A 20101-nucleotide genomic window follows, 5' to 3' on the forward strand; every position below is an offset into this window, starting at 1 on the left:
GTCTCACTCCGCCGCCTGCGCGAACCCGACCGAGGCCATTGGCCGGAACTCGTGCTTGTCCGTGCCCGACACGCGTTCCGACCACGGGTCGACCTGGGCGAATTTCTGGGAGAAGACGAAGCGCTCGTAGAAGGCCTTGCGCTTGTCCGCGTCGTCCATGATCTGGCGCTTGATCTCGGCGATGCCGACGCGCTTGGCCCATTTGTAGATACGCTCGAGATAGCGGGCCTGTTCGCGGTACATCTGCGTCAACGCCACGATATGCTCCAGCGCTTCGTCCTCGGTCCTGACCAGGCCGAGCACTTCGGTACCCTTGATGTCGAGGCCGGCCGCACCGGCGAAATGGATCTCGTAGCCACTGTCGACGCAGATCACGCCGACATCCTTGCAGGTCGCCTCGGCGCAGTTTCGCGGGCAGCCCGACACCGCCATCTTGACCTTGGCCGGCGTCCACGAGCCCCACATGAATTTTTCAATGCGGACACCGAGGCCGGTGGAATCCTGCGTGCCGAAGCGGCACCAGTCGGAGCCGACGCAGGTCTTCACCGTGCGCAGGCCCTTGGCATAGGCATGGCCGGAGACGAAGCCGGCCTGGCCGAGATCGGCCCACACCGCGGGCAGGTCCTCCTTGCGGATGCCGAGCATATCGATGCGCTGGCCGCCGGTGACCTTGACCATCGGGATCTCGAACTTGTCGACGACGTCGGCGATGGCGCGCAGCTCGGCGGCATTGGTCACGCCGCCCCACATGCGCGGCACCACCGAATAGGTGCCGTCCTTCTGGATGTTGGCATGCACGCGCTCGTTGATGAAACGCGACTGGTAGTCGTCGGCGTACTCGTCCGGCCAGTCGCAGACGAGATAGTAGTTCAGCGCCGGCCGGCATTTGGCGCAGCCGCAGGAGGTCTTCCATTCCAGTTCCTGCATGATCGCGGGAATGGTCTTCAGCGCCTTGGCCTTGATCAGCCGGCGCACCTCGTCATGGCCGAGCGTGGTGCAGGAGCACATGGGCTGCACGGCGGCGGGGTTGTACTTGTCGCCGATGGTCAGCACCATCAGCTTTTCGACCAGGCCGGTGCAGGAACCGCAGGAGGCGGATGCCTTGGTGTGGGCGCGCACGTCGTCGAGCGAGGTCAGGCCCCCGGCCGTGATCGCGCCCGTGATCTTGCCCTTGCAGACGCCGTTGCAGCCGCAGATTTCCGCATCATCCGGCAAGGCTGCAACGGCCGCCATAGGGTCCAGCGGGGCACCCCCCTGGTAGGACTGGCCGAAGATCAACGTATCGCGCATCTGCGAGACATCGGTCTGCTTCTTCTTGAGGTCGTTGAACCAGGCGCCGTCCGATGTCTCGCCGTAGAGCACGGTGCCGATGATGCGGTCGTCCTTCAGCACCAGGCGCTTGTAGACGCCGGCGGCGGCATCGCGCAGCACGATCTCCTGGCGGTCCTCGCCATCGGCGAAGTCGCCGAGCGAGAAGAGGTCGATGCCGGTGACCTTGAGCTTGGTGGGCGTATCCGAATGCACGAAGGCGGCAGTCTCGTCGCCGGCAAGCTGGCTGGCAGTGACGCGCGCCATCTCGTAGAGGGGGGCGACCAGCCCGTAGACCTGGCCGTTCACCTCGGCGCATTCGCCGAGCGCATAGATGTCCGGATCGTTGCTGCGCATGCCCGGGTCGACGACGATGCCTCTGTTGACGGCGATGCCGGCATCTTTGGCCAGCGCCGCGTTCGGCCGGATGCCGACCGCCATCACGACCAGCGTCGCGGGGATGATTGTGCCGTCGGCGAGTTCCACCCGCTCGACCTTGCCGTTGCCCGTGATCGCCTGGGTGTTGGCCTTGGTGATGACCTTGATGCCGCGCTGCTCGACGGCGCGCTGCAGCAGGTAGCCGGCGGCCGGATCGAGCTGCCGCTCCATCAAAGTCGGCATGACATGCAGCACGGTGACGTCCATGCCTTGCGCGTTGAGGCCCGCCGCCGCCTCCAGCCCGAGCAGGCCGCCGCCGATCACCACCGCCTTGGCGCGCGACTGGGCGGCGAGCATCATCGCCTGGACGTCGTCGAGGTCGCGATAGGTGAGAACGCCGGGCAGGTTGTGGCCGGGGACCGGAATGATGAACGGCACCGAGCCGGTGGCAATGATCAGCTTGTCGTAGGGCTCGGTGACGCCGTGGTCGGAGGTGACGGTCTTCGCCTGCCGGTCGATGGCGACGATCCTGTGGCCCTTGTAGAGGGTGATGCCGTGCTTGATGTACCAGCCGTCGCCATGGATGATGATTTCTTCGTAGGCCTTCTCGCCCGAGAGAACCGGCGACAGCATGATGCGGTCGTAATTGACCCTTGGCTCGGCGTTGAAGATGGTGACCTGGAAACGGCCGGGCGCCTTCTCCAGCAGGTGTTCCAGCATGCGCCCGGGAGCCATGCCGTTGCCGATGATGACGAGTTTCTCGGTCATGTCCTGATCCGCTCCGGTGTCATTCTGCAGCATAGGAAAGGGTCGACGCCTTGGTTGATGCGGCGCGCCCCATCCGCCTGACGCTGACATGCATCCAGACAAAGCAGGCGGCGACGATGACGAAGAGCAGCATGAAGCAACTCGACCAGATGCCGGTGAGGTCGTTCAGCGCTCCAAAGGCGATCGGCAGGATGAAGCCGCCGAGGCCGCCGATCATGCCCACGACGCCGCCAACGGCACCGACGCTCCGCGGATAGTAGGCGGGGATGTGCTTGTAGACGGCGGCCTTGCCGAGGCTCATGAAGAAGCCGAGCACGCTGGCGACGGCGATAAAGGCGAGCGGGCCGATCTCGAAATGGAAGGAGATCGGCCCGCTGATGCCGCGCACGACATAGTCTGCCGAGGGGAGAGACAGCACCAAGGTCGCGACGGCACAAACCGAGAAGGTCCAATAGAGTACGGCGCGGGCGCCGACGCGGTCGGACAGCACGCCGCCATAGGCGCGGAAGATGCTCGCGGGAATTGAATAGGCCGCGCCGATCATGCCGGCGGTCGCCAGCCCGAAGCCGTAGACGCCGATCAGGTAGCGCGGCAGCCACAACGACAGCGCCACGAACGCACCGAAGGAGAAGAAGTAATAGAAGGCGAAGCGCCAGACCTGCGGGTTCTTCAGCGGCGCGAATTCCTGCCAGAAGCTCCTCGCGGGCGCGGTCTTGCCGGCGCGGCGCTCGCGGATGACCGGATCGTCGCCGGTCGTGAACCAGAAGATGGCGGCCATGATGACAAGTGCCGCCGCCCAGATCAGCGCGACCGACTGCCAGCCCCAGGCGAGAAGCACGAAAGGCGCCAGGAATTTGGTGACGGCGGCGCCGACATTGCCGACGCCGAAGATGCCGAGCGCCGTGCCCTGCCGGCCGGCCGGGAAGAAGCGTGAGACATAGGCGACGCCAACGGCGAAGGAGCCGCCGGCAAGCCCGACGCCGAGCGCAGCGATCAGCATCTGCGCGTAAGTGTGCGCAAAGGCGAGCAGGAAGGTCGCGACTGCCGCGGCGAGCATGGTGGCGGTGTAGACCAGCCGTCCGCCATAGCGATCGGTCCAGACGCCGAGTACCATGCGCACGAGGGAGCCGGTGAGGATCGGCGTGCCGACGAGCAGGCCGAATTCCGTCTCGTTCAGCCCAAGTTCCTGCTTTATGCGCACGCCGATGATGGAAAAGATCGTCCACACCGCAAAGCAGACGGTGAAGGCGATGGTGGACATCACGAGCGCCTGCCGGGGAGCACAATCCTGGCTGGGCGCGGCTTGGAGATTTGCGGTCATGTCAGGCTCCGGTTTGCGGTAGGAGGCACCGCGCGTGTTTCTTGATCGATGTTTGGCGGTCCGGTATCAGCGCGGCGAGCCTGGCGCGTTCACTTCGGGCCCTTTGCCTTCGGCCATGGCGCCGGCGGGGAACAGCATCTTTGCAGCGATGAACAGCGCCGCCGTCAGCGCGCTGCTCGCGACAAAATCGCGGCGCGTGAAATCCTTCAGGTTTGTTCCAGTTCCGATCCGTTTCCTCATCGTCGTCTCCGGTTGGGCGCTGCCTGGGACCAGCGCCGTCGATTGCGTGTTCGGCCAAAACAAAAAAGCCGCCGGCCAAGTCCGCGCGACCCGTACATCCGGGATCGTGTCGTGACCTGAGCGGCAGCTTTGCCTGTGGCGCCCGCCATTGGACGCCTATTTGCGTGACCCGCGAAGGGCCTGGTTATTTCAAAGCAGGAACCGTGCCAGTCTCGCTTCAGAAAAGAATTTCGAATGAAATCAGCTGAATAACCGAATCATGGGTAGATCCGGCCGACTGTTAACAAGGTCAAACATTGGTCAGCTATGCGATCGGTGCGCATAAATTTTGTGCAATGCACAAGAATGGCGCGTAAATGATCACGCCTGCTTTTGCGCGCCGATATAGGCGTCGATCTGGTCCGGGTCGAAGATGCGCCCGTCGAAGAAGCCGTCGGGGCCGAGCACCAGGCTTGCCCCCGCCGAGCCGACCGGCGTTGCGATCTTCAACGCCCCCTCGACCTTGGCATTGGCGCCAGGCAGCGCTACGCCGAGCGGCTTCAGCGCCGCCCGATACAGGTCGGGCCGGTAGCAGTCTCGGGCGATGGTGAGGTTTTCAGGCGTGTGCGTGATGTCGCTCCAGCGCACCATCTGGGTGTAGAACCACAGCGCATGGCTTTTCCAGGGAAAGTTCGCCGCCTTGTCGAAGGGAACGAAGAAGTCCTCGACGTTCCGCTCGGTGCCGCTGCCGAGGCGGAGATGTCCGGTCAGGACCGGCATCTGGATTTCGGCTGACTGGCCAAGGAAGCCGGGCTGCGCCATCAGCGCCGCCAGTTCGCCTCGATTGGCCGGATCCTGGCACCAGCGGGCGGAGTGGTGCAGTGCCCTGAGCAGCGCCGCCAGCGCCTCCGGGTGCTCTTCGGCCCAGGCCTTGCGCGCGCCGATGACCTTTTCGGGGCTGTTGCGCCACAAAAGCGCCTTGACGGTGACGATGTGGCCGGTGCCGGCCGCGACGGAGGCGCTGTTCCAGGGCTCGCCGACGCAATAGCCGTCGATGCGGCCGGCGGCCAGCGCGTCGGCCATGAAGGGCGGCGGTACGATGACGATCTCGATCTCACCGTCGGGGTGGATGCCGCAGGCGGCGAGCCAGTAGCGCAGTTCGAAATTGTGCCCGGAATGCGGATGCACGACGGCGAAGCGCAGCGGGTCACGGCCGGCCGCCGCGCGTTCGCGGATAAACGCGCCAAGCGCCGCGCCGGCGCGGGCCGGATCGAGATCCGATACGGCGCCATGCGCCGCCATGCCTTCCCAGACGGCGTTGGAGACGGTGACGCAATTGCCGCCGAGGCCTAGCGAAAAGGGCACGATCGTCTCGGACGCCAGGGGCGTGAGCCCGAGGTTGCAGGCGAGCGGCATCGGCCCAAGCATGTGGGCAAGGTCGAAATGGCCAATGGCGATGCGGTCGCGAATGTTGGCCCAGGAGGTCTCGCGGTGCAGGACGAGATCGACGCCTTCGCGCGCGGCAAAGCCCATTTCGCCGGCCGCGACCAGCACGGCGCTGTCGAACAGGGGCATGAAGCCGGCGATAATCTGATGCGCAGCAGTCATGCTCATTCGTCCTCCAGCGGTCCGAGCAGCCCGGCTGTCGTCACCAGGCTGTGGGCAATGTCGCTGATCTTGCGGTTCTGGTTCATCGCTGTCTTGCGCAGCAGCGTGTAGGCCGCGTCTTCGCTCAGACCCCGCGATTTCATCAATATGCCTTTGGCGCGGTCGATGACCTTGCGGTTCTCGAGTTCGCTGCGCGCTTCTTCCAGTTCGCGCGCCATGCGCGAAAAGGCGTTGAAGCGGCTGACGGCCATATCGAGGATCGGCTTGACGCGTTCCTGCCTGAGACCGTCGACGACATAGGCGGACACGCCGGCATCGACGGCGGCCTCGATCGAGGCCTGGTCGGAGCGGTCGACGAACATCGCAATCGGCCGCTTCACCGCGCGCGACAGCTGGAACATGTTCTCCAGCATGTCGCGGTTGGGGTTCTCGAGGTCGATGACGATGACGTCGGGTTCGATCTCGGCGATGCGGCGCGCAATGCCCGCCACGTCGTGGACGACGGTCACCCGCTGATGGCCGCCCTCGCGCAGTCCCGCCTCGATGATCGAGGCGCGGATGCGGTTTTCGTCGATCACCAGGACGGCTAGGGAAGATCTGACCATGCCCCGCATTGTGGGCAAGGTCGCGGAATTGTGCAATGCGGCATACCCAGTGCAGCGGAAAGGGCGTGGCCGCAGCTTACCGCATTGCAATCAGGCCACGCAGATGCGCCTCAGCGCGATCCGCGGGTCAGGTGCAGACACGAACCTCTTCGACCACCCTGTGGTGGTGTCGCCAATGTTTGACCAGCTCGATGTGGCAGCGGTGATGCCTGTGATAGCGGCGGTATTCGCGGTCGCTGTAACGAACATCGCTGTCGTCGTTATAGCGATTGTCAATATAACGCTGGCGATCGTGATGGCGGCGCACGACGACCTCGCCATTGTCATAGTCGTCGTCAGGCGAATACTGGGGCTCGTCGCCGGACTGGATGGTGACGCTCGCAGCCTGCGTCGGCGCAATGACGGAAGCCGAAGCGGCCAGCGCCATCATCGAGGCCAGGAAAAAGCTTTTCATGTCTCGTCCTCCTGTTGTTCAAGCCATATCAACTCGCAAGAACAGCCGCCGTTCCGACGCGGCCCTACACGCTTTCCAACGCGGTCGACATCAAGGCGTTATCGGTGTGCGGCTACAGGCGGACAAAGGCGGTCAGCGGCAGATGGTCGGAGGCGACCCGCGACAGCGGCGTGTCATGCGCTTCGACGGCCGCGATCATTCCGTGCCGGTTGGCCATGATGCGGTCGAGCGCCAGCAGGGGCAGGTTCGAGGGGAAGGTAGGAACAGCCGGCGGCAGCGGTCCAAACGTCAGATGCAGCGTGTTCAGCGCCGAGCGGTTTCCGAGGCGCCATTCGTTGAGGTCGCCGAGCAGCAGCGTCGGCTTCTCGTCGGGGCTGTTCATGATATCCAGCACGACCTGTGCCTGCTGCGACCGCGAACGGCGCAGCAGGCCCAAATGCGCCGCGATGACGCGCAGGGACTGGCTTCCGTCGAGATCGATTTCCGCCACCAGTGCGCCACGCGGTTCCAGCCCGGGAAGCCTGATCTGATGCACGTCGCGCACGACGCCCTTCTTGAAAAGCAGGACGTTGCCGTGCCAGCCATGGCCCTTGCCGGTCGCCGAAATCGGCACCGGCACCAGGCCGGTTTCCAGTTCGAGCCGGGACAGGTCGAGAAGTCCGGTCCGGTCGCCGAAACGATTGTCCGCTTCCTGCAGGGCGATGACATCCGGGTCGATCTCGCGGATGACGCGGCTGGTGCGCTCGGGATCGAACTTGCGGTCGACGCCGATGCATTTGTGGACATTGTAGGAGGCGACCAGCGTTCCGGTGGCGTCCGCCTTGTTCGTCGACGTGGCATTGGCCTTGCGCATCCGCTTGTCGCGAATGGACAAAAGCATGCTTGCCGGCAGGCTGCGCCCGTTCACCCGCATCGTTTGCCCGCCATTCCTGCTGCTGTCACCGTGCACCTCAAAAGATAGAACCTTTCGGCATCTGTTCCACCGTTCACGTCAAGCTATCTGGCAAACACGTCCTTTTGTTAAAGATAGGGCGAGCCCAGCCACAGGATGCGATCGAACAGACGGATGACGAATGGCCGCGCCCGTAATGCTTCCAGCGTGACGGGGACGGCCGTCTCGATCGCCGCCGCGATCCGCTTTTCGACCTCGCTGGCGAAGCCGGCGTCGAGTACCTCCAGGTCGATCTCGAAATTGAGCCGCAGCGACCTGGCGTCCAGGTTGGAAGACCCGACATAGGCCCATGCGCCATCGATCGAAAGCAGCTTCGAATGATCGAAAGGTCCTTCCGTGCGCCAGAGGCGGCAATAGTGCTTCAGAACCTGGTCGAACTGCGCCGTCATCGCACGGTCGACGAGGAAAAGATTGTTCACCGCCGGTACCACGATGTCGATTTCGACACCGCGTCTTGCGGCGGTCGTCAGGGCGCTGATCAGTTCGCGGTCCGGCAGGAAATAGGGCGACATGAGGCGGATCGATTTGCGCGCGACGGAGAAGGCGCCAATCAGCAGCTTGTGATTGGTCTCGACGCTGGCGTCCGGGCCGGACGCGACCGCCCGCACCAGCATGGGCGTGGCGGGCGCCGGCGACAGCGGGGCAATTCGCCAGGCATCGCCCTTCAGCGCCTCGTTGCTGGCGAAACGCCAATCTTCGGCGGCAACCGAAAAGAGGTCGGCTACCACTGGACCGGTCACGCGAAAATGCGTGTCCCTGGAACTGTTGGAGCCGGCAAACTCGGCGGAAAAGCCCTTGCGAATGTTCATGCCGCCGGTAAAGGCAACCGTGCCGTCGACCACCAGGATCTTCCGATGGGTCCTCAGATTGGCATAGGGCAGGTGCAGGCCCATGACGATGTTGCCGTTGAAGAGCCCGGCGGTGATGTCGGCGCCGCGCAGGTGGCCCAATATGCTTGGCACGGAATAGCGGGCGCCCACAGCGTCGATCAACACGCGCACGCTGACGCCGCGCCGGACGGCCCGGGCAAGGGATTCCACGAAGAGCAGGCCGACTGGGTCATTGTCGAAAATATAGGTTTCGAGGAGGACGCTGCGTTCGGCGCCGTCGATGGCCGCGCACATAGCGGTATAGGCTTCGTCACCTGTTTCCAGGACAGTGATCGCGTTTCCCGGATGGAGCGCGCGCCGCGCCACCCTGTCGCCCAGCGTCCTGAGGCCGATGAAGCGCAGCCCGTACCGTTCGACGATCAGGGCCTCCTCGGCGGCAATGTCGCGGTCGTGCCTGGCGGACGCCAGATCGCCGGCAAGCGAGCGCTGCGCGCTGATCGAGGCGCGACGGATGCGGTTGATACCGGCCACGGCATAGATCAGCACGCCGAGGATCGGCGACAGCACCATCACGCCCACCCAGCCAGTAGCGGCCCGGACGTCCTCCTTGGTCATGACGGCATGGGCAATGCCAACGCTCGCGATCACCACGGAGATGATCGCCAGGATTTGAGGCCAGTGAGTCGCCAGGCTCTGCAGCATGGCCGGAACTATCCAGCGAGCGGATACAGAAGGCAATGCGGACGATCATTCGCCGCGTTCCCATGCGCCACGCGCTGCGGCCATTCATGATCGCGTCAGACCGCGCGGCCCTCGCCGTCGAAGAAGTGCAGGTGCGCGGGGGCTGCGTTCAGGCCGATCTCGACGCCGATCTCGGGCGCCGTCCCTTGATTGTGGATGACAAGGCAAGTCTGGCCTGCCTCCAATTCCACGTGGATGAGCGTGACGGCGCCGGTGTATTCGGCAAGCTTTACCTTGCCGCGCAGCGTGGCGGACGAAGGCTGGGCCAGCGACAGGTGCTCGGGCCGAATGCCGACCGAGACGGCCGTCGGGGGCACGGACGCCCCGTGGGTGATTGGCCGCCCATCGGCGAGCGGCAGGATGTTCATCTTCGGGCTGCCGATGAACTGGGCGACGAAAATGGTTCGGGGGCTGTCGTAGAGTTCGCGCGGCGAGCCGACCTGCTCGATCCTTCCGTCGCGCAACACCACGATCTTGTCGGCAAGGGTCATGGCCTCGATCTGATCGTGGGTCACGTAGATCATTGTCGTCGACAGGCGCTGGTGGAGTGCTGCGATCTCGGAGCGCATGTGCACGCGCAATTCGGCGTCGAGGTTCGAAAGCGGCTCGTCGAAGAGGAAGACGTCGGGGTTGCCGACGATGGCGCGGCCGATGGCGACGCGCTGGCGCTGTCCGCCCGACAACTGACGCGGGAAACGGTCGAGCAACGGCTCGAGCTTCAGCGTCGCGGCGGCTTCCGAGACGCGCCGGGCGCGCTCGCCGGCCGGCACTTTGCGGACCTTGAGGCCAAAACCCATATTGTCGCGGACAGTCAGGTGGGGGTAGAGCGCATAGGACTGGAACACCATCGCCACGCCGCGCCTGGCCGCCGGAACCTCGTTGACCAGCCGCCCGCCAATGTGGAGTTCGCCCTCGCTGATGTGCTCCAGGCCGGAGATCAGCCGCAACAGCGTTGACTTCCCGCACCCCGACGGGCCGACGAAGACCACGAACTCGCCATCTTCGATCTCGAGATCGACGCCACGGATGACCTCGACCGTTCCGAACCGCTTGCGGATGTCCTTGAGCAGAAGCTTTGTCATGACTCCCCTTATCCCTTGACGCCGGAGAGGGCGAAGCTCTCGATGATCTGGCGCTGGGCGATCAGATAGATGATGAGGATGGGAACCACGGCCAGGCTGGTCGCCGCCAACTGCAGGTTCCACAAGGGCAGGCCGTAGCTGTCGTTGAAGTTGGACAGCGCCAGCGGCAGCGTAAATTTTTCGAGCGAACTGAGGAAGATCAGCGGCTCGAGGAAGAGGTTCCACGAATGTAGGAAGGTGATGATCGCAACCGCGGCAAGCGCCGGCCGCGCCATGGGCAGGGCGATCTTCAACCAGACGCCGAACCGCGAAAGGCCATCCATCTTGCCGGCTTCTTCGAGTTCCCTGGGCAGCGCCAGAAAGAACTGACGCATCAGGAACGTCGCCACCACGCCCTGCGGGCCGAAGACCGGCAAAAGGATGAGCGGCCAGTGCGTGTCGATCAGGCCCATGGCGCGGATCAGGAAGAAGTTAGGGATGATGGTGACCTCTTCCGGCACCATCAGCGCCATCACCAGGAACAGCATCAACAGCCCGGCGCCGGCAAAGCGGATGCGCGCCAGCGCGTAGCCCGCGAGCGAGGCAATGAACAGGGTCAGCACCGTCACCGTTGCGGCGATATAGAGCGAGTTGAAATACTGCCGCGCGAAGGGCTGATAGGTGAACACTTCCGCGAAGTTCTCGAAGCGCCAGACGCGGGGAATGAGGGTCGGCGCGCCGAATATCTCGGTGGTGCTCTTGAAGCCGCCGGAAATCATCCACAGGAACGGGAACACGAAGGGCACGGCCAAAAGCAGCAGCGCCATGGTCCAGCAGATGCGATAGAGAATCTCGATCCGACGCGGGGTCACTCCATCTCCTTCCGCCGCAACATCACCTGCACGAGGGTGAGCGCCATCACGATGGCGAACATGATCAGAGCGAGCGCGGCCGCGTAGCCGACGTTGAAGAATTTGAAGCCTTGCTGATAGATGTAGAAGGCCAGCACCAGGGTGCCGTTTTCCGGGCCGCCGCCGGTCATCTGGTAGATGTGGTCGAACACCTTGAACGAGCCGATCGTCGTCAGCACCATGATGACCAGCGTCGTCGGCGCGAGCAGCGGCCAGGTGATCATGCGAAAGATCTGCCAGCGCGAGGCACCTTCCAGCGCGGCTGCCTCCTCGTAGTCGCGCGGTATCGACTGGAGCGCGGCGATGTAGAGGATCATGTTGAGGCCGACCATCTTGATGACGCGGGTGACGATGACGGCCGCCATCGCCCAGTTGGGCTCGCGCAACCAGTTCGGGCCATCGATGCCGATCCAGGCGAGCATCTGGTTCACGGCGCCGCCTTCGCCCTGCAGCATGAATTTCCACACGATGGCCCAGGCGATCGCCGATGTGACCACCGGCGCGAAGAAAACCGTGCGGAAAAAGACGACGCCGAAGAACGGCCGCGAAAGCGCCAGCGCAAGCAAGAGCGCCAGCGCCATGTTCAGGGGAACGAGCCCCAGCGCGAAGATCACGGAATTGCGCACGACATGCCAGAAGTCGGGGTTTTCCAGCAGCGCATTCTGGAAATTGCGAAGCCCGACGAAGGTCGCCTGCTGGCTGAGCAGGTTCCACTCGGTCGTGGAATAATAGAAGATAGCGACCAGCGGCCCAAGGAAGAAGACCAGGAAGCCGATCAAGGTCGGGCTGACGAACAGCCACGCCTCCAGCATCTCCCTGGCCTTCAAGCTCAGCCACGGCGCGCTGGCAGGGCGCGCCGCATTGTCTCGGGATGCCATGCCGGCCATGAACCGAAAACCTGTCAGAGCAATGGCTGAATGGCGGCGCAGACGCCCTTCAGCGCTTCCTCGACATTGGCATCGGCCCGCCACAGCGCGTCGACGCGCGGCGCCATCGCGGCGAATATCTGCGGCACATGCTCATGCGAAGGGTGAACGCGGCCGTTGACGATCGCTGCGGCGACGCTTTTCATCTGCTGCGGCGGGATCAGCTTGTTGGAGTTGACGAAGGCGTCGCTCTCCAGGACGCTCTTGCGGGCCGGCGGAAAGAATTGGGCCATGACAGCCACATTGTCCTTGCTGGTCATGTCGGCCACCAGTTGCGCGGCAAGCTCCTTGTTCTTGCCGGACGCAAAGACGGTCAACGCGGCCTGGCCGATGACCGGAGCCTCGCCGGCGGGTCCCGAAGGCAAGGGGGCGATGCCCCATTTGAAACCCGCCTCGGGCATCTTCGAGGCTCGCGAGATCTGGTTCACGGTCATCGCCGAATTGCCGGAGAAATAGTCGCCCTGCTCTCCCGGCGGCACGATCGACTTGTCCTTGAACACCATGTCGTGAAGCTGCTTGATGGCGGCTACCGCCTCCGGCTTGTCGAGGCCGCACTGGCCGTCGGCCCACAGATCGCCGCCGTAAGCGCGAACGGGCGGCAGCAAGGCATGCGTCATGCGCGATGCGTAGCCTTCGCCATCCTTGAATTCGAAGCCCCATTTGCCGGGATTGGCCTCGGTGATCTTCTTGGCGACCTCCTGGAATTTCTGCATGTTCCACTCGCCCTTCGCGGCGAGCTGGTTGGGATCTTCGACACCCGCTTTGTCGAACATGTCCTTGTTGTAGTAGATCAGGAACGGCGAGGTGGAGAAGGGCACGCCGTAGACCTTGCCGTCCTTCTGCCAGAGCGCCATGGCGGGCTCGGAGAAATCGTCGAAGTTGTATCCCTGCGTCGCCTTGAGCGTCGGGCCGATGTCCATCAGCAGCCCGGCGTTCTCGAAGGCGGGTGCGGCATCCTCCATCATCCAGGCGACGTCGGGGGCGTTGCCGCCGGCGACCTGAAAGGTGAGCTTCTGCGTGTAGTCGGCGACCGGAACGGTCTCGAATTTCACCGTCACACCCGGATGCTTGGCGATGAAGCCCCCGGCGATGCCGTTCAGCATCTTGAGATGGGCTTCACTGCCGGTCCACACGGTCACCCGCAGTTCCTGGGCCAGTGACTGCGCCGACAGGGTGCACAGCGCCAGGGCCGATATTGCAAGCTTCATTGCGGTCTTCATGGTTTCCTCCCGAAACGCTGATGGTCCAATCAACAACTGCGGTGCGCTACGAACGGCCCGACAGGCGGCTTGTCATGCTGTTGTCCCCGGCAGCGCGCCGGGCGCGTCGCCGATCGTCCAGCCGCCGTCGACGGGCAGGTCGGCCCCGGTGATGTAGCGGGCGGCGTCGCTGCACAGAAAAACGAAGGCGCCGACGAGGTCGTCGGCCTGGCCGTGGCGGCCGGCGGGAATCTTCGCCGCGACCGCCTGGCGAAAGGCGACGTCCCGGTAGCGCTCGGCCGTTGCCTCCGTCTCAATGGCGCCGGGCGATACCACATTCATGGTGACGCCATGCGACGCGACATCGCGCGCCATGGCGCGCATCGCCGTCAGTTGCGCCGCCTTCAGCGAGGCATAGACGATCGTCTCGGCGCGCGGACGCCTCGCCATCACGCTGCCGGTCGCGACCACGCGTCCCCATCCGCGCTTGGCCATGGCGGGAACGAGCCGCGTGGCCAAGGTGAGCAGGGCCGTGAAGTTTGCCGCCACATGGGCCTGGATATGGGCCTCGTCGACCTCGTTCCATGCACGGCGCCGCTCGATCGCCGCGTTCGCGACGAGAATGTCGATGGGGCCGGCGCCGGCGGCTTCATCGGTAAAAGCCGACATTGACTTGCTATCGGTGAAATCGGCCTCGAGAACCACGGTGCCCGGGCCGATGACCGCCGCCGTGTCGCGCGCGCCGACGGCGTCGCCGAAGTGATGCAGCGCGACGCTGGCGCCATGCTGCGCCAGGGCAATCGCAACCGCGCGCCCGATGCCGGAGTTGGCGCCGGTCACCAGCGCCCGCCGTCCGGCAAGGGAAAAACGGTCCTTGCTCACGGCGACGGCTCCCCGAGCTTGCCGGCCACCTCGAACGAGGCGATGTCGGCCGCGTCGAAATGCTCGTGAATGCGCCGGTCCGCGAGATCGGTGTCGCCCGCCACGATCGCGTCGTAGATCGCCTGGTGCCGTTCGACGGTGGCCCGCCAATCCGCTTCCGTGCGGTTGGAGCGCTGGGAGAACAGTTCCGAAACCTCGCGTTGGACCGACCGCATCCCTTCCATCTGGATGCGGATCATGGAGTTGCCCGTGGCCGTCGCGAGGCCGAGGTGGAACAGAATGTCGGCTTGCGTGAAATCGCCGGGCCTGCCGATGCCGGCATGCATGTCGAGCACGGCCTGGCGCATCATTTCCAGGCCGCGCGGATCGCGGCGCTCGGCAGCCAGCCTGGCTATGCCAACCTCGATGACGCGGCGCATCTCGTTGGCTTCCTGAAGCCGCGTCAGGCTCGAACGGACCGCATAGGCGTAGATGCGCTCCATCGGCTCGCCGCTGAGCGCCTTGGCGCGGGCCACCTTTCCTTGCTGCGTCGAAACGAGGCCCGCGCTGGTCAACTGGCGCAACGCCTCGCGGGCGATGGGCTTGGAGACGCCGAATTCCCTGGCGATCTCGCCTTCCGGCGGCAGCGCTTCACCAGGCGCGATGCGTCCGTCGAACAACGCCGCGGCGATCGCGTCCGAAACGCCGTCCGCGAGGCGGGAAGGGCTCGCGAGCTTCGCGGCGAAAATCGGCTTTCGTGCTGCGTCCAGGGGCATTCGGGATCCTTTCCGCGGATCACTAGCACGGTTTCCTCAAACATAGCAACTAAGTTTTTTGGTTGCTAAGTTTACAAGTGAGAGCTATGAGGGCGGTGCGAGAGGACAAGGGAGAAATCTGGAGCCGATGCACGTGAGCGATCCAATCGCGGCGGGGCCGCTGAAGATTGCCGAGGTGATTGCCCATCCCCTCAGCCAGACATTGCCCCGGCCCACGGTCACGTCCTGGGGCGTCTATGAAAAGGTCTCGCTGGTCCTGGTCGAAGTGCGCACGAGCGAGGGCATTGTCGGCGTCGGCGAAACCTTGGCGCGGTTCTCGCCCAAGGCTTATGTCGAGCTGATCGAAAGCTCGCTCAAGCCGCGCTTGCTCGGCCAGGACGCGCGCAACATCGGCGCCCTGTGGCAGTCCATGCGCCGCGCGCTGTCGGGCAGGGCAGGCGGCATGCTGATCGAGGCCATCGCCGGCGTGGACATCGCGCTCTGGGACATACTGGGCAAGGCGACTGGACAGCCGGTCGCGAAGCTTCTCGGCGGTGTCGGACGCGACCGCATCGACGTCTACGCCGCCGCGGTCAACTGGGTCGATGACGATGCCGCCGATGCTGAACTCGATCGTTATGTCGGCGAGGGCTTTACGCGCATCAAGGTGAAGATGGCGCGGCCCGTGCGCGACGCCTGCAAACGGATCGAGCGCATCCGCAAGCGCGCCGGCGATGCGATCGGGCTCTGCGTCGATGCGAACTGGGCCTACAATCTGGACGAGGCGGTCGAGGTGGGCCGTGTGCTTTCGGCAAACGGCTATTTCTGGTTCGAGGAGCCGCTGCAACCGGAAAACGAGCAGGGCTATGAGGAACTGCGCCGGCGCTGCGACGTGCCGCTGGCTGCGGGCGAGAGCAATTTCACATTGGACCAGGCGCAGCGCCTGATCGCCAACCGGACGCTGTCCGTGCTGCAGCCCGACGTGGCGCGCGCGGGCGGCGTCTCCGAGACGCGTCGCATGGCCGACTACGCCGCCGCGCATGACGTCCGCTATGCGCCGCATATCGGCATGTCGGGCATTGTCTGCGAGACCGCAAGCGTCCATCTGGCAGCCGCGATGCCGAACTTCGGCGTCATGGAGTGCGAGTGCGACGCCAGCCCGTTCAAGACCAGTCTGGCCGATCTCGCGCCCGGTTGCGTCAGGCAGAAGAACGGCACGCTCGACGTCCCGCAGAAACCGGGGCTGGGCATCGAGATCGACTGGGACGCCGTCAAGAAACTGAAAGCCGGATGAGGCCGAGATGAAGAACCAGGCTCCAAACCAGGGCGCTGACCTCGCCGAGGCGATGCGGCTGGCGTTGTTGCGCGCGGACCCCGCGCTCAGCCGCTTCGACCCGCTGCCGCGGATATTGTCGTTCGACAATTTCGCGCGCGGTCATTGCGGCTGGTCGCAGCTTGTCGGCAACTACGAGGACGATCTCGACACGATGCTGCCGGGCTACGCGCAGCACACCAGCGCCATGCTCTCGACGCTGGCGCACTGGGACGCCGGCTCGCATGGCGGGATGGATTCATCCTATGCCCTGAAGATCGCGACACGCCCGGTGGCGGGGGCCCGCAACGTCGCCATCAAACGCCACACATTCAGGAAGCGCGGGCCGGTCCGTTTCGAAATGTACTTCACCTTCAAGCCCGAAGCCAACACGTTGAAGCTGTCCGAAACCGATGTGCGCTCCGTCGGCTTCCTGTTCGACCTGCAAGGCGGAGACCAGGACGGCAACAGCGGCAACGATCGCGTCATGCCGCATCTGCGCTTTCTTAACGCGCTCGACGGCCAGCATCTGCAGAAATGGCAGTACAAGCGCGAGACCGAAAGGATCGTCCCTATTGGCACCGACGACAAAACGATCAGCCACTATCATCTGTCGCCGGAGGGCTGGCTCGATCTTCCCGGCGGATCGCAGCGCCTGTGCTACAACGAGATCCCCACCAAGGTGAACTGGACTTATCTGTGCTTCGATTTCGATCTGGAATCGATGACGGCGCTCGGGCTGCGCTGCAACGATCGCAGCTTCGACCTCTCGGGATTTGATTCGATCCGCATTCCGGCGATGAAGAACCTGTGGTGCATGCTCAATTTCGGCCTCTTCGCTGAAACCGACGTTGCCAAACGGGCCTTTCTCTATGTCGACTCCATCTGCATTTCCGGAGACTTCTGATGCTGCCCGAGAACATCACCGCGGTCGTCTCGCGCAACGAGCGCTGGCGCGGCGAGGCCGCCAGCGAGCCTTATGAGGCAGGATGGGCGCGCGAGGCGATCTTCTTCGTGCGCGCGTTGAAGCAACCTGTCGGCCCTGCGGCAACGGCGTGGGTCGAGATCTCGCCGGATGGAATGCACTGGCTGCGCGAAGGCACCGAGTTTGCCATGCCGGCCGAGCGCGATGGCGTGGCAATGGCGCGGCTTAGCCATTTCGGCAACTGGCTGCGCGTCGCGGCGCGTTTCGACAGCGGCGCGGAGTGCAGCGTGCTCGTGACGCTGCACCTGAAGGCCTGAACACGCCGCGCGGGAAACCTTGCCGCCGGCCACCTCTTATCGGTTCACGGAGACATCATGATCGACCCATACGCCACATTTTCCCAGGACAGCTTCGCCGGCAAGACCGTGCTGGTGACCGGCGCCGCGAGCGGCATGGGTTTCGAGACCGCCCGTGCCTTTCTCTCCAAGGGCGCCGAGGTGGTGATGTGCGACCGCGACGCGGAGGGGCTGGCCAAGCGCCATGACGAACTGAGCGGAATGGCCGGGACACCGCACAAGGTGGTGGCCGACATGGGTGACCCCGACAGCATCGGGCGCATGTTCGACTATTGCGACGCCAGGCTGGCGCGGCTCGACAATGTCGTCACCTGCGCGGCGATCATCACGGCCAAGAGAATCGCGGAGCAGGATTGGGCGCACTGGCAGCGCGTCCTCGGGGTCAATCTGCTGGGCACCTTCTTCACCGTCCAGGGGGCGGTGCAGCGCATGCAAGGCAATGCCGGCGGGGGGAATATCGTGTGCGTGGCCTCAGACGCCGGCGTGCAGGGCGGCGGCGGGCTCATCGCCGACACAGCCTATGCGGCGTCCAAGGCTGGCACGCTGTCGCTGGTGAAGTCGGTTGCGCGCGAGTTGGCGGGAAAGAAGGTGCGCATCAACGCCCTCAATCCGGGGCCGACCGATTCGCCGATGCATTCCCATATCGACCAGGCTCTCAAGGACCGCATCGCGGCCAATTTGCCGATGCGCCGCATGGGCCGGCCCGACGATATGGCCGCCGCGATCCTGTTCCTCTGCTCAGACGCCGCGAGCTTCGTCTATGGCGCGGCCCTCGACGTTGATGGCGGCTCGATGTTCCGTTGACCGGCACCGAGCTATGGCGACCGGCGTTGGCCACCGGTCACCGCGCCTGTGAAAGGGTGAACTGTCCCAAGCGCTCTCAGAACTTCACTTGCCTTGAAAACCGAAGGTCCCGCGAAGGTTCTCCTCAGGCGGAAACGCCGCCTCTGCCCGTCTTGACCCCCGCCATCCAGGGTATGGAGGTCGAGACGTCTTCAAGGATCCTGGCCGAGCGGGCAAAGCCGGCAAAGGCATCGCGCGCCAGCGAGACGGGGACATGGCCGTCATAGGCGCGTTGGCACGCGCGCAGGGCGGTTTCGAAAATCGGACCTCTGCGGTTCCGAGGCCAATTCTGCAGAAAGTCGAATGCATCTTCGAGGCACGCTACTTCCTCGATCGTGAAGTCCCCGTTCTTCACCAGAACGGGCTGCTCGAACATCTTGTCGTTCATGAACCTCCTCCATTGGCTGGATGCTTTTTTAAGGGTTGGTGCCAACCCCTTCATTAGAGCAGTTCATCGTTTCACGAGACGCCGAACTGCTCTAACTGTTTGTTTCCACGTAATTTCCAGGGAAAGCGGTATGCGCTTTTCCCTGGATTGCTCTAGGCTGCTTCAGGTTCCGGCAGGGAAAATGCCCCGCCACCGCCTGCCTTCGGCGGGATGGCAGTGCAGACCGGGCTCGGAGGTGGATCGTCATCATCGTCTTCACCTCGGACGCCCGCGATCCAGCGGGACCAACTCCCTCGACGGAAGCGGCCGAAAGAACGCCGCTGCGATGGAGACGCAGCCCTATGCGGCGGATTTCTTTGCTCACGCTCATCCAGTGCCTTCAGCGCGCGAAGGATCTCATCCACATTCATGACCGAGCCATCATCCAGCCTGCGCAGCGACGGAGCGTCGTCAACCGCATGCCTGTCCGAGGCCCATGAGGCAAGCAAGGCACGCTTCGCCGCAAGGCTCATGGTTGAGCAGTTGAGGACGTCGCCGGGGTTTTTCGGCAACGACGAGACGTCGATGCGGGTCGGTCTTCTTGCGCCGGTTTGAAGAAAGATATCAGCTTCGCTTGTCATCTCCGTTCTCCGCAATCTTGGCTTCCCGATGTTGCCGGGAGGCGGACCGCAGGTTGTTGCCACGTCCTACGCCGCCTTGCGCGGCATATCCTGGCGTATCGAGTTCGTTGTATTTTTGGGGTCGCGGACGCCAATCTCGATGCGACGCGGCTTGAGTTCGTCGGGAACCTCACGCACGAGGTCGATGGCGAGCAAACCGCAGTTCAGCGTCGCAGCCTCCACTCTCACGTGGTCGGCCAGCTTGAAGGCCTGTCTGAAATTGCCTATCGCAAGGCCTTGGTGGAGAACTTGCCGCTGCTCAGTATCGGGCTTCTTGCGTCCAGTGACATACAGTTCGGCGCCGTTCTGCACGAGTTCGATCTCGTCCAGGTCATAGCCTGCTACCGCCATGGTGATGCGGTAGTCGTTCTCACTCTTCTTTTCGATATTGTAGGGGGGCCAGTCCGAGCGAACGCTGCTGTCGAGCATGTCGAAGAGACGGTCGAAGCCGACCGTCGTGCGGTAAAGGGGTGTATAATCCACGCTTCTCATAGCCATATCCTCCGAAAAGCAACATGGAACGCCGCGCATGCCGCGACGTTTTTCGCCGAGCCGAAGCCTCGACGCGAAACGATTTGGGAATGGCCAAAAATCTCTTCAAGAGGCGTCCCAAAAAATTTTTGATGCTGGGTTTCCGTGCAAAAACAGTGGCTTGCGGTAGTTTCGGCCGCACAGCACTTCACTCTCGCAACAGCAGGATCTGCCCCGAAGCGGTACATGC

At 64.0% G+C, this 20101-nt stretch carries 21 protein-coding genes; 4 read left to right on the forward strand and 17 right to left on the reverse strand.

Annotated elements, in window-relative coordinates; translation table 11 throughout:
• Window positions 1-3 precede the first annotated feature (3 nt).
• The 14 genes from nirB to FJ964_RS07040 form a co-directional block, all read right to left on the reverse strand.
• Window positions 4-2454 (reverse strand): nitrite reductase large subunit NirB, encoded by a 2451-nt coding sequence (nirB, locus tag FJ964_RS06980; protein WP_140549703.1) that lies wholly within the window; start codon window positions 2452-2454, stop codon window positions 4-6.
• 19 nt (window positions 2455-2473) lie between these two features.
• Window positions 2474-3775, reverse strand: a complete 1302-nt coding sequence (locus FJ964_RS06985) for a nitrate/nitrite transporter (protein ID WP_140549704.1) — start codon at window positions 3773-3775, stop codon at window positions 2474-2476.
• Window positions 3776-3841: 66 nt separating this feature from the next.
• Window positions 3842-4015 carry a hypothetical protein gene (locus FJ964_RS30925; protein ID WP_181172388.1) on the reverse strand — a complete coding sequence of 58 codons (174 nt, stop codon included), beginning with the start codon at window positions 4013-4015 and terminating at the stop codon, window positions 3842-3844.
• Between the two features lie 360 nt (window positions 4016-4375).
• Entirely contained in the window at window positions 4376-5602 is a 1227-nt protein-coding gene (locus tag FJ964_RS06990) for a CmpA/NrtA family ABC transporter substrate-binding protein (protein ID WP_181172408.1), read from the reverse strand.
• Window positions 5603-5604: 2 nt separating this feature from the next.
• Entirely contained in the window at window positions 5605-6207 is a 603-nt protein-coding gene (locus FJ964_RS06995; RefSeq protein ID WP_140549706.1) for an ANTAR domain-containing response regulator, read from the reverse strand.
• Between the two features lie 127 nt (window positions 6208-6334).
• Window positions 6335-6661 (reverse strand): hypothetical protein, encoded by a 327-nt coding sequence (locus FJ964_RS07000; RefSeq protein ID WP_140549707.1) that lies wholly within the window; start codon window positions 6659-6661, stop codon window positions 6335-6337.
• 112 nt (window positions 6662-6773) lie between these two features.
• Window positions 6774-7574: an endonuclease/exonuclease/phosphatase family protein gene (locus FJ964_RS07005; RefSeq protein ID WP_140549708.1), complete on the reverse strand. Its 801-nt coding sequence runs from the start codon at window positions 7572-7574 to the stop codon at window positions 6774-6776.
• A gap of 107 nt (window positions 7575-7681) precedes the next feature.
• Window positions 7682-9145 (reverse strand): phosphatidylserine/phosphatidylglycerophosphate/cardiolipin synthase family protein, encoded by a 1464-nt coding sequence (locus tag FJ964_RS07010; protein ID WP_140549709.1) that lies wholly within the window; start codon window positions 9143-9145, stop codon window positions 7682-7684.
• A 95-nt stretch (window positions 9146-9240) separates the two neighbouring features.
• On the reverse strand, window positions 9241-10266 hold the full coding sequence (locus FJ964_RS07015) for an ABC transporter ATP-binding protein (protein ID WP_140549710.1): 1026 nt from the start codon (window positions 10264-10266) through the stop codon (window positions 9241-9243).
• An 8-nt stretch (window positions 10267-10274) separates the two neighbouring features.
• Window positions 10275-11117 carry a carbohydrate ABC transporter permease gene (locus FJ964_RS07020; protein WP_140549711.1) on the reverse strand — a complete coding sequence of 281 codons (843 nt, stop codon included), beginning with the start codon at window positions 11115-11117 and terminating at the stop codon, window positions 10275-10277.
• Window positions 11114-12034: a sugar ABC transporter permease gene (locus FJ964_RS07025; RefSeq protein WP_140550001.1), complete on the reverse strand. Its 921-nt coding sequence runs from the start codon at window positions 12032-12034 to the stop codon at window positions 11114-11116. The genes FJ964_RS07020 and FJ964_RS07025 overlap by 4 nt, the downstream gene beginning before the upstream one ends.
• A 23-nt stretch (window positions 12035-12057) precedes the next feature.
• A complete protein-coding gene (locus FJ964_RS07030; protein WP_140549712.1) occupies window positions 12058-13302 on the reverse strand; it encodes a sugar ABC transporter substrate-binding protein in 1245 nt (414 codons plus the stop codon).
• A gap of 72 nt (window positions 13303-13374) precedes the next feature.
• Window positions 13375-14163 (reverse strand): SDR family oxidoreductase, encoded by a 789-nt coding sequence (locus FJ964_RS07035; protein WP_140549713.1) that lies wholly within the window; start codon window positions 14161-14163, stop codon window positions 13375-13377.
• Window positions 14160-14918 carry a FadR/GntR family transcriptional regulator gene (locus FJ964_RS07040; protein WP_140549714.1) on the reverse strand — a complete coding sequence of 253 codons (759 nt, stop codon included), beginning with the start codon at window positions 14916-14918 and terminating at the stop codon, window positions 14160-14162. Before FJ964_RS07040 ends, FJ964_RS07035 begins: the two co-directional genes overlap by 4 nt.
• A gap of 133 nt (window positions 14919-15051) precedes the next feature.
• On the opposite strand from FJ964_RS07040, the gene FJ964_RS07045 reads away from it, so the two are divergent.
• The 4 genes from FJ964_RS07045 to FJ964_RS07060 are packed head-to-tail and all read left to right on the forward strand — an operon-like array spanning window position 15052 to window position 18294.
• Window positions 15052-16191, forward strand: coding sequence for a mandelate racemase/muconate lactonizing enzyme family protein (locus FJ964_RS07045; protein ID WP_224713177.1), 1140 nt, complete (start codon window positions 15052-15054; stop codon window positions 16189-16191).
• Window positions 16192-16243: 52 nt separating this feature from the next.
• Entirely contained in the window at window positions 16244-17116 is an 873-nt protein-coding gene (locus tag FJ964_RS07050) for a DUF6772 family protein (RefSeq protein WP_140550002.1), read from the forward strand.
• Window positions 17116-17451 carry a hypothetical protein gene (locus FJ964_RS07055; protein WP_140549716.1) on the forward strand — a complete coding sequence of 112 codons (336 nt, stop codon included), beginning with the start codon at window positions 17116-17118 and terminating at the stop codon, window positions 17449-17451. Before FJ964_RS07050 ends, FJ964_RS07055 begins: the two co-directional genes overlap by 1 nt.
• Before the next feature lie 57 nt (window positions 17452-17508).
• Entirely contained in the window at window positions 17509-18294 is a 786-nt protein-coding gene (locus FJ964_RS07060; protein ID WP_140549717.1) for an SDR family oxidoreductase, read from the forward strand.
• A 124-nt stretch (window positions 18295-18418) separates the two neighbouring features.
• On the opposite strand, the gene FJ964_RS07065 is transcribed toward FJ964_RS07060, so the two are convergent.
• From FJ964_RS07065 to FJ964_RS07075, 3 genes are all read right to left on the reverse strand, one after another.
• Window positions 18419-18721: a DUF982 domain-containing protein gene (locus tag FJ964_RS07065; RefSeq protein WP_140549718.1), complete on the reverse strand. Its 303-nt coding sequence runs from the start codon at window positions 18719-18721 to the stop codon at window positions 18419-18421.
• A gap of 152 nt (window positions 18722-18873) precedes the next feature.
• Window positions 18874-19341: a hypothetical protein gene (locus FJ964_RS07070; protein WP_140549719.1), complete on the reverse strand. Its 468-nt coding sequence runs from the start codon at window positions 19339-19341 to the stop codon at window positions 18874-18876.
• 66 nt (window positions 19342-19407) lie between these two features.
• Window positions 19408-19872, reverse strand: coding sequence for an Hsp20 family protein (locus FJ964_RS07075; protein WP_140549720.1), 465 nt, complete (start codon window positions 19870-19872; stop codon window positions 19408-19410).
• Window positions 19873-20101 lie beyond the last annotated feature (229 nt).

The organism is Mesorhizobium sp. B2-3-2 (assembly GCF_006442295.1).
Taxonomy (GTDB): domain Bacteria; phylum Pseudomonadota; class Alphaproteobacteria; order Rhizobiales; family Rhizobiaceae; genus Mesorhizobium.